Raw genomic sequence first — 15,879 nt, 5'->3', positions numbered from 1 at the left:
TATAATTAACCTAGAGACTTAAATATTAGTAAGGATAAAATATGAAATTTGTAATAGGTAAATTCAGTAATGAAGTTTTTCACGCCTTAACAAAAAAAGAGGTGACATTGTTATTTAAGTTGGTACCCAAAGAGTGGACTCAATCTATTACTGGTGTGGTGTTAAGTGCCAAGGTCTTTAAAAATACCAAAGTTAAACAGCCCGTTATGTACTCTGAACAGACTCAGCAATTGACTATTTTGTCTCGTGGTTTAGATCGTGAAGATATAGCGAAACAAGTATTGGTTGAACTCGCGGTGATTGGTGGCGAAATTGAGGCAATTAATCCCAATAAAGCAACAACGGAGCAAGCCGCAAGTTTGGATATGTTAGTTAAACCTTATATGACTAAATTTTTACGTAGCAAACTATAGTCTAGGTTCTTCGGAGATAATATGCAGTGTTTATATCAAGATATAAAGCGCTCATGTTTCTATTCGCAAAGGGGATATTTCATCAAGTGCACTGAATTAGAGCATACGCACTAAGTTGGCTTGATGGCAGCTCGCTCTTGTGCTGTCATCGCAATATCCCAGCATGTGTTTTTTCAAATAAAAATAACTTCTATATCCTTTAACTTTAAAGGGAAAACGTTAATGTTAGTCATTTAAAAATTGTGTGTTTTTATTAACAATGATATGTATGGTATAAAGGTTGCTGACCAACTGGTCAACTTGTGATTGACTGACTAGGATGAATCTATAAATGTCATTTTTAAATAGAGCCAAAATGGCTTTTTTTGTTTTATTAGCTGCTTGCTCTATAAATAGTTTTGCTGCCCCACAAATCAAAACCATTAAAGCTGTGGTGGTGACTATGTATGAAGTGGGTGACGCAATGGGCGATGAGGCAGGAGAACTCCAACTTTGGTTAGAGCGAGGTACCTTCAAACATAAATTTGATTTTCCTTTAGGCATGTATGATTTATATCTAAATGATGATGGGGTGTTAATTATTTGTGTGGGTGGTGGGATTCCTAATGCAACCGCTTCGATTATGGCTCTTGGACTGGATTCTCGATTTGATCTTAGTAAAGCCTATTGGTTAATTGCCGGTATTGCTGGTGGTGATCCTGAAGATTTGTCATTGGGCAGTGCAGCTTGGGCTAAACACATAGTGGATGGTGATCTTATTTATCAAATTGATGCCCGAGAAATTCCAAAATCTTGGCCCTATGGCATTATTCCTTTAGGTGCGACTGAGCCAGCTGAAGAGCCAGAAGATATTTCAACGGGCTGGTCTTTAGATACGGTGTCATTTGACTTAAATAGTGAATTGGCTGACTGGGCGTATACACAAACCAAAGATGTAAAACTGAGTGATTCTAAGGGTATTAAAGAATTTCGAGCTTTATATAAAACTTATCCTAATGGGCAAAAGCCACCTTTTGTTACTATTGGTGATACCTTGAGTGCTAGCAAATATTGGCATGGTAAATATCTCAACCAATGGGCTAACGATTGGTTGAAATTGTACGGTGGACCTTCAGCTAACTTTATGACCAGTAATATGGAAGATTCAGGTACGTTAACCTCTCTGATGCGTTTGGCTAAGGTCAAAAAAGTGGATCCTAATCGTGTTATGGTTTTAAGAACTGTGAGTAACTACACTATGGCTCCGGCCGATAAAAAGACCAGTTGGAGTATTACTGCTCCTTATCCTGATGGAGGTTATCCCGCTAAGGATGCTGCTTATGTGGTGGGCAACACAGTGATCGAAAAAATTATTGCGAATTGGGGTGAATATGAAAATGTTTTGCCGTACCAAATTAAATAACCATTTTTATTTTTTTAATTGAATATGTCCTTTGGAGCCAAAGTAATGAAAGTGGTTTATTTACTAACTATCTTGTGTGTGAATTTAGTTACTGCTGTTTACGCCAATACATTTGATGATGAGTTTGAAAAATTCAAACAAACAGCTTCAGCGCAACAGATGTATACCTTTTTATATGCTTTGCCCAAAGGGGGGGATTTGCATAACCATTCAACAGGCTCTAATTTGTCTGAATGGTGGTATGAAGAAATTCTTGAGCAAGAAAAAAAGGGTTATATCTACTACAGCAAAGTCAAAATAAATAACTGTAAGGGTTATGGCACCAACGAATTTGGTTATGCTCCGTATTTAATGTTGTTTGTTAATATTCAAGAGTTTGAGTATAAAAAACTGAATAGTTGTGAGCAGTCTGAATATAAACGAATTCAAGATCTCAACCCTGAACAAAAACAAGCATGGCTAAATAGTATTCGTCTTGATAAAAGTAGTGAAGGGCGAGATGAGTTTTTTCAGACTCATTGGGCACGGATTAATTCTTTGATGGCTAACCCTTATATGCAGGCCAATTTAATTGTAAAAAATATGCAAGCATTTGGGGCGGAAGGATTAACTTATTTAGAAACCGATGCAGGGGTGAGAGGTTATGTACATTCAGATGGCAGCCCCTTCGAAAGCGAAGAGGTTTACCAATTATATCTAGATCGTTTTGCCCAAAAAGATGCGTTAGCAACAGGTGTAACAGTACGCTTGCAATATGCATTAGTGCGCTTTCTTCCTAATGCAGAAGAGGGCTTGAAATGGATGTACGAGTTTGTAGCCACACACCCCAAATTATATGTAGGGCTAGATATGGTGGGCCGTGAAGATAACGAAAAAGGCCATCCTTTGCGCTTTTTACCGACACTGAGACAACTAAGACATCAATACCATGGGGTCAATTTGTCTATTCATGCGGGAGAGTCAGATGAGCCTAATCAACATATACGAGATACCTTGTTGTTAGGTGCCAGTCGTATTGGTCATGGCATTAATTTACAAGGTGATCCTGATACGCTTCTGCTTATGCGCTACAACCAATATTTGATTGAAATAAACCTGATCAGTAACTTGCTGTTGGAATATGTGGATGATTACGCTCAACACCCTTTTGCTGAGTATTTACGTTTAGGTATACCTGTAGCTCTGTCTACTGATGATAGAGGTATGTGGGATTCGAATATGACAGATGAATACTATACAGCGGTGACAAATTTTAATTTGTCTTGGTCTGAATTGGTCAAACTAGGGGCTAATTCGCTAAGTTATTCTTTCCTTGATGAGCAAACCAAAAAAGTACTTTTAGAGCAATACTTTCAGCGCATTGCGACATTTGAAAAGTCGTTTATGAATAACAAAATGGCGGCATTTAATCGAGTTAAACCGATAAGTTATTCCTTTGCATGTAAACAGTTTAAGGTGTGTCATTAAGCGCTTTTTATATAAATTAAAAAGCCCATGAGATTAATCTTCATGGGCTTTTTATTTTCGAGTTAACTATGGAGCTTAAGGAATTAACCTAACAGTACTAACGTGTTCAACATTGCTTATCGCGTTAATCACATCGTCATTTTCCATTTTTTCTACGTCCAGTATATTGTAAGCCAAGTCGCCTCGGCTTTTGTTCATCATGTCGAGCACATTTACGTTGTGATCAGCTAACACTGATAATACGCTGCCCAGCACTTTGGGCACATTTTCGTTAGTGAAAATAATACGTTGCCCATCGACTCTTGGCATACTTGCCGCAGGAAAGTTCACTGAGTTTTTAATGTTGCCATTTTCAAGAAAATCCATAATTTGATCGGCAGCCATAATCGCGCAGTTTTCTTCGGCTTCTGCCGTCGATGCGCCAATATGCGGCATCGCAATCACATCGTCACGACCATAAAAGATTGGTTCAGGGAAGTCACAAACGTAGGTTTTTAATTTACCTTGATCTAACGCTTTGGCGATCGCTGCTGGATCAACAATAGATTCACGGGCAAAGTTGACTAACACTAAACCTGGTTTGGCTTGGGCTAAGGCATCTTCGTTGATCATGTGTAGCGTCGGTTTGATTGCAGGAACATGTAAACTTACATAATCACAATGGGCTAATAAGGCATGCATATTTTCTGCTCGTTGTACGTCACTAGATAAACGCCAAGCCGCTTCGATAGAAAGAGCGGGATCAAACCCCACTACATTCATGCCTAAAGCTAGCGCCATATCTGCTACTAACGAACCAATCGCACCTAAACCAATAATGCCTAAGGTTTTGCCTTTTAGTTCGCTACCAGCAAACTGTTTCTTTTGAGCTTCAAGAGTTTTGTGAAGCTCGGCTGCGTCGTTTATATCATGCAATGTTTTTACATGATCTATGCCTGGTTTTATGCCTCTTGAACTCAACAACATACCGGCTAATACTAATTCTTTTACCGCATTCGCATTCGCACCTGGTGTGTTAAACACTACTATGCCTTTTTTGCTATAGCCTTCTACCGGAACATTGTTTACCCCAGCGCCGGCACGGGCCACAGCTAAAACCGAGTCTGCCAATTTTTCATCATGGAGTTTATGACTACGTAATAAAATAGCGTCTGGTTGACCAATATCAGAACTCACTTCGTATTTTTCACGGCTGAAGCGATCCAGCCCTTTGACCGAAATTTGGTTAAACGTTTTAATTTTAAACATGTCTATCCTTTATTATTTTTCTTCTTTAAAGTAGATAATTAATTTGCGGTTTTAATTTGTGTATAAGCCCATTCTAACCAAGGTAGTAAAGCTTGGATGTTGCTATTTTCGATAGTTGCGCCACACCAGATACGTAATCCAGCTGGGGCATCCCGATAAGCGCCTATGTCGTAAGCCACTTCTTGTTCGTCTAACAATTTCACCACAGCTTTTACTTGCTCAGGACTTAAATCCAAGCTTAAACAGACACTGGAGTTAGAGCGGATTGTAGGATCTTGAGCTAAGAAATCAATCCAATCATGGCTGGCTACAAATTCAGCTATTGTGGCTAGGTTTTGTTCACAACGCGCCACTGTGCCATCTACGCCACCTACTGACTCTACCCAGCTGAGTGCATCTAAATAATCCACCACACATAACATTGACGGTGTATTGATAGTCGCGCCAGTAAATAGATCTTCGATTAATTTTCCGCCTTTGGTCATACGGAAAATTTTCGGTAATGGCCGAGGAGGAGTATAACTTTCTAGTCTTGCTACTGCTCTAGGGCTAAGGATCAACATGCCGTGACCACCTTCGCCACCCAGCACTTTTTGCCAGCTGTAGGTAGTGACGTCGAGTTTTTCCCAATCCATTTTTTGCGCGAACACGGCAGAAGTTGCATCACAGAAAGTTAAGCCTTTGCGGTCGCTGCTTATCCAATCGGCATTAGGGACACGGGCACCTGATGTGGTTCCGTTCCAAGTAAAAACGACATCATGGTCACAATTAACTGCTGATAAGTCAGGGATCTGACCATAATCTGCGCTTAATACACGGGTGTTTTCAAGTTTAAGTTGTTTGGTTATGTCAGTTGCCCAACCTTGACCAAATGATTCCCAATACAACACATCAACAGGGCGTTCACCTAACATAGACCACATAGCCATTTCCATCGCTCCAGTATCAGAAGCGGGTACCACGGCAACACGATAACCCTCAGGTAAACCGAGTATTTTAGCTGTGTCTAAACAAGCACTCTTGAGCGCTTTTTTACCGATGGCTGCGCGGTGTGAACGACCTAAAACGGATAAGTCTAATTTACTGACGTCATAACCTGGACGTTTAGCGCAAGGTCCAGAAGAAAAGTTGGGATTAGCAGGTTTTAAGCTTGGTTGCATGGAAAGTCTCTAGGTAAGGATAATGTAAATGATTTGTTTCGTTAGAATACAAGTATTGGGATTGTTAACCAATATTCAAGTTGAATTATTTAATATAAAAAATAGGAACCTTGATATTCATAAGTTCTCTGTTAAAACAGCTTCGGAATTTATAGAAGGTGGACTGAAGAGAATTTAGCTGTATTTAGTTTTAGATAAGAGAAATATGCCAGCAAAATATTTTGTTGGCATATTTATTCGGCAAACTTAAAGTCTAATTGATAACTAATATGGATATTTTATCTAATTCTATTTTTTAGATTTTCCACATCAGTGATACATGCACCAGAGTCACCATAGAGCACAGCATTTGGATTGTTTTTGGCATATTTTGAATTGGCTGTTGTCCAAATCCCTAAGGTTTTTTTACATGAATTAGCTGATTTATCATCAGGCCAACGACATACATTATGTTTTTTTCTGCTGCTATTTTGAATGACATCACAGCTAGCTGAGAAGTTTTTACAAATATTTATATCCGTATTATTGCAGGTGATATTTTTTACTTCTGTAATACAAGCAGCATCTTGTCCCTTAATGATTACGCCGAAGTGATTTTTGGCATATTTGGAGGGTTTTGTAGTCCAAATTCCGCCAGCCTTTTCACATTGCTGCATATTTCTGTCTGCTGGCCAACGACAAACAGCATTCTGTTTACCATCTGTTGCGACTAAAACCTCACAACTTGCCCCTTTGTTGTCACAGATTTGTTGGTTATTGCTGTTACAGTTTTTAGCTACTTCTTGCATAAAGTCATCAGTAACTATTGTACATTGCGAAAGTTTGTCGTTTTTGAAATTTAACCAAATAGGGTTAGCGAAGGCTGTTCGTGGTAAATCGCCATTCATTTTACCTGTCAGTTTAGCTCGGATGTACATTCGATCAGGTGTTTGCAATTCACTTACGGTTTTCACAATACATGCCGGATCTACTGGTAGAATATTTGGTGGTTGAAATACCTCTAAATCACCAAAAGAACTTCTTGGGTCATTGTTGTTATCAATTATTTTTGCTCTATTTGTTTTTCCTTTTTCTGCAGAATTTATGTCAGTACTGGGATATGGTTGAGTCACTTTTTTTGATAACAAAACATGTTTTTGGTTAGAGACCTTGCATAGATTAGTGTTTTTTAATTTACCGATTGCGAAATCCTTAGGGATAATATTAATTTGTCTAATACCATGAAATTCTTCGCCAGCTATTATATTGATGACCATTTTAAAACCTTTAGTTGGATCGTAAATATATTGCCTACTTTTACCTCGCCAACCAAAAGGAGAAGTGGGATGGGCCGATGTCAAAGTTTTCCCTGTTTTTTCATCTTTGAAAGTACTGTAGTCCATGGCTTCACTAGGATTTACTACGTTTTTATTGCCTCGCCAAGGCTGAAAAATCCAACCGTCTTGATGGACATCAGAGAAGCTACCAATACTTAGTTCTATGGTTCTAACAGGGCCAAATTCTTTTGTGGATTTCCACTCAATTAACAGCGGAAAACCACATTTATTAGCATTTACCACTGCTCCCATATGTTTATCTGAGCTGTCAATCTTTCCATTCTTATTGGTATCGTAGGCAAGCCGTATAATAGGCCCATCAGTTACAATGAAATTACCTTGTTTAAATGCATTTACTATTTGTATCTGACTGACTGGCGTGCCTGTCATTTCGCCATTTTTGATTATTTTACCTTCAGGGGGGCCGGCAAAAATAAGGTTTCGGGGTGATCCTAGGGTTGTGTCAGTGACTTGCTGCATGCCAACAAAATAACCTTCCCTTCGATAATTGTAATCTCCATGTGCGTCTGACCCGCCAGCCAGAAATACTCGCCTAGGTTGGCCATCGGCAAGCCAATCAATGTTGCTTGTATATGCAGGGTCAAGACCCCACATCAGCATTGCATCCCACATTGATAGTCCTTTAAAAGATTTTGTGGTTGCCTTTTCGTGCTGCCAATTTCCTAGGTTGCTAACAGGTATGAATTCACCTTTTTGTTTTAATTTCTTTATGGGGCGAATGGATATTGCCTCATTTAGTGTTGCTGTTCCTGATAGAACATCTGCTATGGGGGGCTCCTGTCGAGCACTATTATTTTGCATAGTTGTCTTGTGGTGACTGTTTTCATTCCACAGCTGTAAACCTAGAACTTGTTCAGCTGCAAAGGCGTCTCGTAGGGATGCTTCGCTATAAGGTGTAATGTCGGGTCCTAAGCGATCAACATCGCTACCCGAAGCGCCAGATTCTGGATGCGCCAAAAATAAAATTCCATTTGGCTGACTAAATTCAGTGTTGAGTATGTCTTTTAATCTCCTTGTCGCACCGCCGTATTTACTGGTGTTACTGGCAATAAAAGCATCACTGCGTAGTGGATCTTGTGGAAAGTGTAATAAATGTTGGCGAGCATAGAACCTTTTAGTGACATAGTCGCCTTGATGAGGTCCTTGAATATCTCGCACTAACAAACGGCCGTCTGAGGTTAGATCGAGTAGATTGTCAGAGCCACATACTCCCTTTTTTTTATCAAATGTTGGAAATAATATGTCTTTACCTGCGTCGACCACAGAATTAATGATCCCATTTTGTAATACAACCATTATGTTTGGGAGGTTATTGCAGGATTGAAAAATGTCATGGATGTAGGGCATGTCATCTCTTTTAAGAACTTCAGGAATAACATCTACTTCAGCCCCTAAAAATATTTGGGGCACAGTTAACGTTTTTAAATTGTTGGATGAAAGGTTGTTAATGCTTGATTGTGGAGAAGAAAAGTTAATCCGTGGGTATGCCGCAACTTCTTGATTGGCACCACCTATACCATTTACTATTTCAATATTAGCGGCAAAACGATCCGGACTTAAATCACGTAATAAAGTTGTAGGAACAGGCCCTAATGGAGCTAATGACAAGGAAATGATTTGTTTACTATTTGAAGCATGATCTGACGCCAGCGCAAAATCTAGTCCCATAGCGCTCATGGCTTGTAATGCACTGCGATATGAATAACCGGATTCCCCGTCATTGTCAGTGCCTTGTGAATGATAATGTAAGTCTCCGTAGTACCAATGTTGACTAAATTTAGGCAATGGGGCCTCGCCTAAATGTACTTTTACATACTGGTCGAAATTAATTTCACTGGTTCTGCCATCTACGGTTGCTTCAAGTGTCAGTACCAATTTGAGTTTTATGTCTTGCCCAGGGGTTTTGTTGCTAGGCTGATACATGGCAATCGCATGCCATTCACTGGTATTAGATAGTTGTGTGCTTAATGAACAATTATCACCATTCCAACGGCGACATAAAATACGACTGGGTCTGGCTGCAGGAGCAAGGTTTGGCTCTGCCCATTGCCAATAACCTGAAGTAAGTTCCACTTCGTGAAAATCATTGATCGAATAAGTTGCGCGCTTTTGATAGCTACCATTTATTTCTTCAAATACAGAAAAGGAAGAAAAATTCTGTAAGTTAGTTTTTTCGTAATCGCTTAGAAGACCTATGTCCTGCGGAGTTAATAGTCGGCCAGGATTGGCACCGAGTTTTGCATATTCTTTTATTGTTTTATAAATAAGCTTAGAAAGCGTGTAGTCATTTCTCTCATATCCTTGCAAAACTTTGTGTATAAGAACTGAGTTTTCGATGTTGGTATCAGGTAAAAATGCATCTAGGATAGCGATGTTTATCGGTATTGCACCATATTTATAAGGCTGTTGATTTTGACAATTTTGTTGGCAAAGTTCTAGTAGATTACCGTTGGGTTCCATTCGCCATGGTGCATCTATCGCTATTTCAAAATCGCCTATTCTTTGTTCTGTTGCATGTGTAGGACTTAACAAATGAAACAGGATGAAAATAATAAAGTAGTAGCACTTTTGGTGATTCATAATTGTTACTCTCCGTAGTAAAAATTAATCCGAGGTCAATTGTTGGGTATAAATATTATGCGCTTAATCATTTAGTACATGATCAAGCGTAGCAGAGGGTTAACAATTTATTTTGTTTATTGATATGTATTTGGGTGGGCTAATTATTGGATAAATGAATAATAACGGATAATAAAAGTAATTAGTTTTTACTTAAAATTAAATACCAAGGTTAATATAAAGTTGGTGATAGTATTTTTTTGAACAATACAAAAAGTGTTTTGTAAAAATATTAAGGTATTTTATCTGCTTGTAAACCTTAAATTACGGCTTAATTTAGGCTGGGGAGAGTTAATGTATTTAACTTGTTATTTACCTTAATACGTGAACTTATTTACAACTTAGATTGAATACTGCAACATCTCTAATTATAAAAATAATCTGATAGTAGGTACCTGTTTTGACTCAAAATACTGACAATATGTTATTCATCGTTTTAGTGAGCTGTGTGGCCACTATAGGTGGTTTTTTATTTGGTTTTGACAGTGGGGTTATTAACGGCACGGTTGATGGCTTAAGTGCAGCGTTTAATTCAGATAGTATGGGGACAGGATTTAACGTAGCGAGTATGTTGTTAGGTTGTGCTGTAGGAGCGTTCACTGCCGGTCGGCTAGCCGATAAATACGGCCGTAAATCATTACTCATAGTTGCTTCTGTTTTGTTTATTGTTAGCGCTTGGGGCTCAGGTATTGCTACTTCTTCACTAGAATTTATTGTGTATCGAATTTTAGGTGGTTTAGCGGTAGGGGCTGCATCGGTCATGACCCCAGCTTACATTAGCGAAATTGCCCCCGCACGTTTACGGGGCAGGCTATCGTCAATTCAACAAGTTGCCATTATCACAGGTCTATTTTGTGCCTTTGTCAGTAATTACTTTTTAGCGGATATTGCCGGTGCATCTACGGCTAAATTTTGGTTGGATTTTGAAGCGTGGCGCTGGATGTTCTGGATAGAACTGGTTCCGGCAGTTTTATTCTTTGTATTATTAATGTTGATCCCTGAAAGCCCAAGATATTTAGTGTTGAATAAAAAAGATCAACAAGCTGGGCAAGTACTAACTCGTTTATATGGTATCAGTGGTGAACAAAAATTAGCTGAGATCCAATCTTCGTTGGCTGGCGACAGACATGAACCTAAATTGTCTGATTTGGTCGATAAAGCGACAGGCAAAGTACGTAAAATTATGTGGATTGGTATTGGCTTAGCGACATTACAGCAGTTAGTAGGTATCAATGTTGTATTTTATTATGGTGCCGTCTTATGGCAAGCTGTGGGATTCTCTGAAGGGGATGCATTATTAATTAATGTTATCAGTGGTGCCGTGAGTATTGCTGCTTGTGTGATCACTATGTATTTAATCGACAAAGTGGGCCGTAAACCTTTTTTAATGATTGGCTCTATTGGTATGGCTGTAACCTTGAGTACTATGGTGTTTGCATTTCTAAATGCTGGAGTGGATGCTTCTGGTGATTTAGATATGGGCAAGTTTGGTACTTTGGCGTTAATTGCGGCCAACGCTTATGTGTTTTTCTTTAACTTATCATGGGGCCCGATTATGTGGGTGATGTTGGGGGAAATGTTCCCTAACCAAATCCGTGGTTCTGGTTTAGCTGTGGCAGGTTTAGCCCAGTGGGTCACTAACTTTATTATTACTATGACTTTCCCAATTTTACTTGCAGGTGTCGGCTTAGCTGGGGCATATGGTTTGTATTCTGTTTGTGCCATTATTTCTATCTTCTTTGTTGCTAAGTTTGTATATGAAACAAAAGGCAAAGAACTCGAAGAGATGCAGGGCTAAAATTTAAAGGACATAAAACAAACCGGCTAGCGCCGGTTTGTTAATTTTTGATAATTACATAGCTCGTAGCTTAAGACTTAGGTGTGCGACCTGCTTGTTTACGTAAATTTTCAGTTAATAACTTTTTACGTATACGTATGCTTACAGGTGTGACCTCTACTAATTCATCGTTATCGATAAATTCTAACGCTTGCTCTAGTGACATCACAATAGGTGGTACTAAGCTTTGTGCTTCGTCAGTACCAGATGCACGTACGTTAGTTAGTTGCTTACCTTTTAGAGCATTAACGGTTAAGTCATTTTCACGAGCGTGAATACCGATCACCATACCTTCGTATACTTCAACTCCGTGACCGATAAATAAACGTCCACGACTTTGTAAGTTAAACAAGGCGTTAGTAAGGGCTTTACCTGTTGCGTTAGCTATCAATACACCACTCTTACGCTGACCGATTTCACCGCCTTTGTGTGGACCGTAATGATCAAAGGTGTGGTACATCAAACCAGAACCTGAAGTCATAGTCATAAACTCAGTTTGGAAACCAATTAAGCCACGGCTAGGGATCATAAAATCTAAGCGTACACGGCCTTTACCATCGGGAGTCATGTTGGTTAATTCACCTTTACGTGTTCCGATTTGTTCCATAATAGAACCCTGATGTTGTTCTTCAACATCTATGGTCACTGTTTCGAAAGGTTCGTGGATATCGCCATCAATCGTTTTTAAAATAACTTCTGGACGAGATACCGCTAATTCGTAACCTTCACGACGCATGTTCTCAATTAATATACCTAAGTGAAGCTCACCACGGCCTGATACGCGGAATTTATCCGGATCGGGCATTTCTTCAACTTTAAGTGCTACGTTGTGGATCAATTCGGTTTGTAAGCGATCAAGGATATTACGTGATGTGACATATTTACCTTCTTTACCACAAAATGGTGAATTATTAACTTGGAAAGTCATGGTCACCGTTGGCTCATCAACAGAAAGAGGAGGTAGAGCAACAACCGTATTTGGATCACATATAGTATCGGAGATTTTAAGTTCTCCCACACCTGTGACAGCAACAATGTCACCGGCGTCACCTGAATCGACTTCAAGACGTTGTAGTCCTAAATAACCTTGTACTTGACCCACTTTAGCGTTGCGAGTTTTGCCATCAGCACCAATGATAGTCACTTGTTGATTAGGTCTAACTGAACCGCTGGTAATACGGCCGATACCAATTACCCCTACATAAGAGTTGTAATCAAGTTGCGAAATTTGCATTTGTAATGGGCCGTGCATGTCTGCAACCGGCGGTTTAACATGTTTGATAATCGTTTCAAACAAAGGTGTCATGTTGTCGCTAGGTACATCTAAATCGTTGGTGGCCCAGCCATTTATGGCGGAAGCGTAAACCACTTCAAAGTCTAGTTGATCATCAGTTGCGCCTAGGTTGTCGAACAAATCAAATACTTGATCCATTACCCAACTTGGACGAGCACCTGGCTTATCGATTTTGTTGATCACTACGATTGGCTTTAAACCTTGTGCAAAGGCTTTTTGCGTGACAAAGCGTGTTTGTGGCATTGGGCCTTCTTGGGCATCCACTAGCAATAATACTGAGTCGGCCATAGACATTACACGTTCTACTTCTCCACCAAAATCGGCGTGCCCAGGAGTATCCACTATATTGATACGGTATTCGTTCCATTTAATTGCGGTATTTTTTGCAAGTATGGTAATACCACGTTCTTTCTCAATATCGTTTGAGTCCATCACACGTTCTTCGGCTACGCCGCGGCTCTCTAGAGTGCCTGACTGTTGTAATAACTTATCAACTAGGGTGGTTTTGCCATGGTCGACGTGGGCGATAATAGCTATATTCCTCAAATTTTCGATTGAGGTATTGGGTGAACTCATTGTTTTTACTCTGTTAGGGCCACATATGTGTCACTGAAGACGAATTACTCTTTAAGGTAATATGTAGCTAAATTGCAGAAATTTTGCGCGCGGATTATACATTTTAAAAGAGTAAAGCGGTCAAATTATTTAAACATTAAACGATATAAAAAATTTTTATCGAAAGATACAAAATACTTTATCGTTCCGGACATAGTCATTTCACGGTAAATTATCTTATTTTAACTTTAGTGTAGGCAATAAAAAACCGGCTGACGCCGGTTTCAATTTAATCTTTTAAAAGCTAGAAAGCTTAGCCTTTAGCTGGGCGTCCTGCCTGCTTACGTAGATTCTCAGTCAACAACTTCTTACGTATACGAATACTGACAGGAGTGACTTCAACTAATTCATCATTATCGATGAATTCAAGGGCTTGCTCTAAGGTCATAACAATTGGTGGAACTAAGCTTTGTGCTTCGTCAGTACCAGATGAACGTACGTTAGTTAATTGCTTGCCTTTAAGGGCGTTAACCGTTAAGTCATTTTCACGAGCATGAATACCAATAATCATGCCTTCGTATACTTCAAGACCGTGACCGATAAATAAACGTCCACGACTTTGTAAGTTAAATAATGCGTTAGTTAGTGCTTTACCTGTTGCGTTAGCGATCAATACACCATTTTTACGCTGACCAATTACGCCGCCTTTATGTGGGCCGTAATGATCAAATGTGTGGTACATCAAACCAGAACCTGATGTCATCGTCATAAAGTCAGTTTGGAAACCAATCAAACCACGGCTAGGTATCATAAAGTCCATACGTATACGGCCTTTACCATCTGGTGCCATATTAGTTAATTCACCTTTACGAGTACCAAGTTGTTCCATAACAGAACCTTGATGTTCTTCTTCAACATCAATCGTTACAGATTCGTATGGTTCGTGGGTCGTACCATCAACTTCTTTCAAAATTACTTCTGGACGAGAAACGGCTAATTCGTAACCTTCACGACGCATGTTTTCAATTAATATACCTAAGTGAAGTTCACCACGACCTGAAACACGGAATTTATCTGGGTCAGTAGGAATTTCTTCAACTTTAAGTGCCACGTTGTGGATCAACTCATGTTGTAAACGCTCAAGGATATTTCGAGAGGTAACAAATTTACCTTCTTTACCAGCAAAAGGAGAGTTGTTGACTTGAAAAGTCATGGTCACCGTTGGTTCATCAACAGAAAGTGGCGGTAAGGCTACTACTGCATTTGGATCACAAATAGTATCGGATATTTTAAGTTCGCCGACACCTGTTATAGCAATAATGTCACCGGCATCAGCAGATTCTACTTCATGACGTTGTAGTCCTAAGTAACCTTGAACCTGTCCGACTTTACCATTGCGAGTTTTGCCATCAGCACCAATGATAGTCACTTGTTGGTTAGGCTTAACCGAACCACTGGTAATACGACCGATACCAATTACACCTACATAAGAGTTGTAATCAAGTTGTGAAATTTGCATTTGTAATGGGCCGTTCATATCGGCAGCAGGCGGCTTAACATGTTTGATAATCGTTTCAAACAAAGGAGTCATGCTATCGCTTTCAACATCTAGATCATTGGTTGCCCAGCCATTTATAGCTGATGCGTAAACCACTTCAAAATCTAGTTGATCGTCAGTTGCGCCTAGATTGTCGAACAAATCAAATACTTGATCCATTACCCAATCAGGACGAGCGCCAGGCTTATCGATTTTATTGATAACAACAATAGGTTTCAAACCTTGAGCAAATGCTTTTTGTGTGACAAAACGCGTTTGTGGCATTGGGCCTTCTTGCGCATCTACTAACAATAACACTGAATCTGCCATTGACATTACACGTTCAACTTCACCACCGAAATCGGCGTGTCCAGGAGTGTCCACTATATTGATGCGGAAGTCGTTCCATTTAATTGCAGTGTTTTTTGCAAGAATGGTAATACCACGTTCTTTTTCAATGTCGTTAGAGTCCATCACACGTTCTTCGGCTTCACCTCGACTTGCTTCTAATGTGCCAGACTGTTGTAATAACTTGTCAACTAGGGTGGTTTTTCCGTGATCGACGTGGGCTATTATCGCTATATTCCTCAAATTTTCGATTGAGGTGTTTGGTACACTCATTGGCTTTACTCTATGATGGCGGACTACTAATTTAAACAGACCGCAAAATTAACTGAAATTTTATGGGCGCGAATTGTACAGTCTTATGCCCAATTAAGCGAATCCCAAATGCAGATAACTGTGAAATAAAGCAAACAAATGAAATTTAGTAACCTGAAGATAACAATTCTCTGACGTCTTGCTACTATCAAGTGCAGTTGCACTGCTATGGTGGTGCGGTGGATCTTTTTGGTGCATTGTTTTTGTGTTTTATTTTCTAATCAGGGCAAAAATAACCAAATAAAGACATTCCAAGAGGCGATCTTTGTGGCATGATAATCGCTTTCTTTAAGCAACTTTTTTATTGAGTAGGGTTATTAAGCTCTAAGCAATACTTTTATTTATTAATC

The 15,879-nt window shown here is 39.4% G+C and carries 9 protein-coding genes; 4 read left to right on the top strand and 5 right to left on the bottom strand.

All coding sequences use genetic code 11. The features are described from left to right. The first annotated feature begins 41 nt into the window (after positions 1 to 41). The 3 genes from GQR87_RS15525 to GQR87_RS15515 all read left to right on the top strand — a co-directional run bounded on the left by GQR87_RS15525 (position 42) and on the right by GQR87_RS15515 (position 3,282). Positions 42 to 413: a hypothetical protein gene (locus GQR87_RS15525; RefSeq protein WP_158970876.1), complete on the top strand. Its 372-nt coding sequence runs from the start codon at positions 42 to 44 to the stop codon at positions 411 to 413. Positions 414 to 744: 331 nt separating this feature from the next. Beyond that, positions 745 to 1,815, top strand: coding sequence for a purine nucleoside permease (locus tag GQR87_RS15520; protein WP_158970874.1), 1,071 nt, complete (start codon positions 745 to 747; stop codon positions 1,813 to 1,815). A 45-nt stretch (positions 1,816 to 1,860) separates the two neighbouring features. Next, a complete protein-coding gene (locus GQR87_RS15515; protein WP_158970872.1) occupies positions 1,861 to 3,282 on the top strand; it encodes an adenosine deaminase in 1,422 nt (473 codons plus the stop codon). A 75-nt stretch (positions 3,283 to 3,357) separates the two neighbouring features. Here GQR87_RS15515 and GQR87_RS15510 read toward each other — a convergent pair whose 3' ends face one another. The 3 genes from GQR87_RS15510 to GQR87_RS15500 form a co-directional block, all read right to left on the bottom strand. Then, positions 3,358 to 4,530, bottom strand: coding sequence for a phosphoglycerate dehydrogenase (locus GQR87_RS15510; protein WP_158970870.1), 1,173 nt, complete (start codon positions 4,528 to 4,530; stop codon positions 3,358 to 3,360). 38 nt (positions 4,531 to 4,568) lie between these two features. Beyond that, positions 4,569 to 5,690: a phosphoserine transaminase gene (locus GQR87_RS15505; protein WP_158970868.1), complete on the bottom strand. Its 1,122-nt coding sequence runs from the start codon at positions 5,688 to 5,690 to the stop codon at positions 4,569 to 4,571. Positions 5,691 to 5,968: 278 nt separating this feature from the next. Further along, complete coding sequence (locus GQR87_RS15500; RefSeq protein ID WP_158970866.1) at positions 5,969 to 9,607, bottom strand: hypothetical protein; 3,639 nt, start codon at positions 9,605 to 9,607, stop codon at positions 5,969 to 5,971. A gap of 439 nt (positions 9,608 to 10,046) precedes the next feature. Here GQR87_RS15500 and GQR87_RS15495 point away from each other — a divergent pair, with 439 nt between their 5' ends. Further along, positions 10,047 to 11,444 carry a sugar porter family MFS transporter gene (locus GQR87_RS15495; protein WP_158970864.1) on the top strand — a complete coding sequence of 466 codons (1,398 nt, stop codon included), beginning with the start codon at positions 10,047 to 10,049 and terminating at the stop codon, positions 11,442 to 11,444. Positions 11,445 to 11,514: 70 nt separating this feature from the next. On the opposite strand, the gene typA (GQR87_RS15490) is transcribed toward GQR87_RS15495, so the two are convergent. Then, a complete protein-coding gene (typA, locus tag GQR87_RS15490) occupies positions 11,515 to 13,353 on the bottom strand; it encodes a translational GTPase TypA (protein WP_158970862.1) in 1,839 nt (612 codons plus the stop codon). A 292-nt stretch (positions 13,354 to 13,645) separates the two neighbouring features. Further along, positions 13,646 to 15,490, bottom strand: coding sequence for a translational GTPase TypA (typA, locus tag GQR87_RS15485; RefSeq protein ID WP_158970860.1), 1,845 nt, complete (start codon positions 15,488 to 15,490; stop codon positions 13,646 to 13,648). Between the last annotated feature and the right edge of the window lie 389 nt (positions 15,491 to 15,879).

Source organism: Paraglaciecola sp. L3A3 (genome assembly GCF_009796765.1).
GTDB lineage: Bacteria > Pseudomonadota > Gammaproteobacteria > Enterobacterales > Alteromonadaceae > Paraglaciecola.
This window is presented reverse-complemented; position numbering and strand designations above follow the sequence as displayed.

What these genes read in the sequence shown, in the direction of transcription:
- GQR87_RS15525 (WP_158970876.1), top strand. Translation starts at nt 42, where the DNA reads ATGAAATTTGTAATAGGTAAATTCAGTAATGAAGTTTTTCACGCCTTA.
- GQR87_RS15520 (WP_158970874.1), top strand. Translation starts at nt 745, where the DNA reads ATGTCATTTTTAAATAGAGCCAAAATGGCTTTTTTTGTTTTATTAGCT.
- GQR87_RS15515 (WP_158970872.1), top strand. Translation starts at nt 1,861, where the DNA reads ATGAAAGTGGTTTATTTACTAACTATCTTGTGTGTGAATTTAGTTACT.
- GQR87_RS15510 (WP_158970870.1), bottom strand. Translation starts at nt 4,530, where the DNA reads ATGTTTAAAATTAAAACGTTTAACCAAATTTCGGTCAAAGGGCTGGAT.
- GQR87_RS15505 (WP_158970868.1), bottom strand. Translation starts at nt 5,690, where the DNA reads ATGCAACCAAGCTTAAAACCTGCTAATCCCAACTTTTCTTCTGGACCT.
- GQR87_RS15500 (WP_158970866.1), bottom strand. Translation starts at nt 9,607, where the DNA reads ATGAATCACCAAAAGTGCTACTACTTTATTATTTTCATCCTGTTTCAT.
- typA (WP_158970862.1), bottom strand. Translation starts at nt 13,353, where the DNA reads ATGAGTTCACCCAATACCTCAATCGAAAATTTGAGGAATATAGCTATT.
- typA (WP_158970860.1), bottom strand. Translation starts at nt 15,490, where the DNA reads ATGAGTGTACCAAACACCTCAATCGAAAATTTGAGGAATATAGCGATA.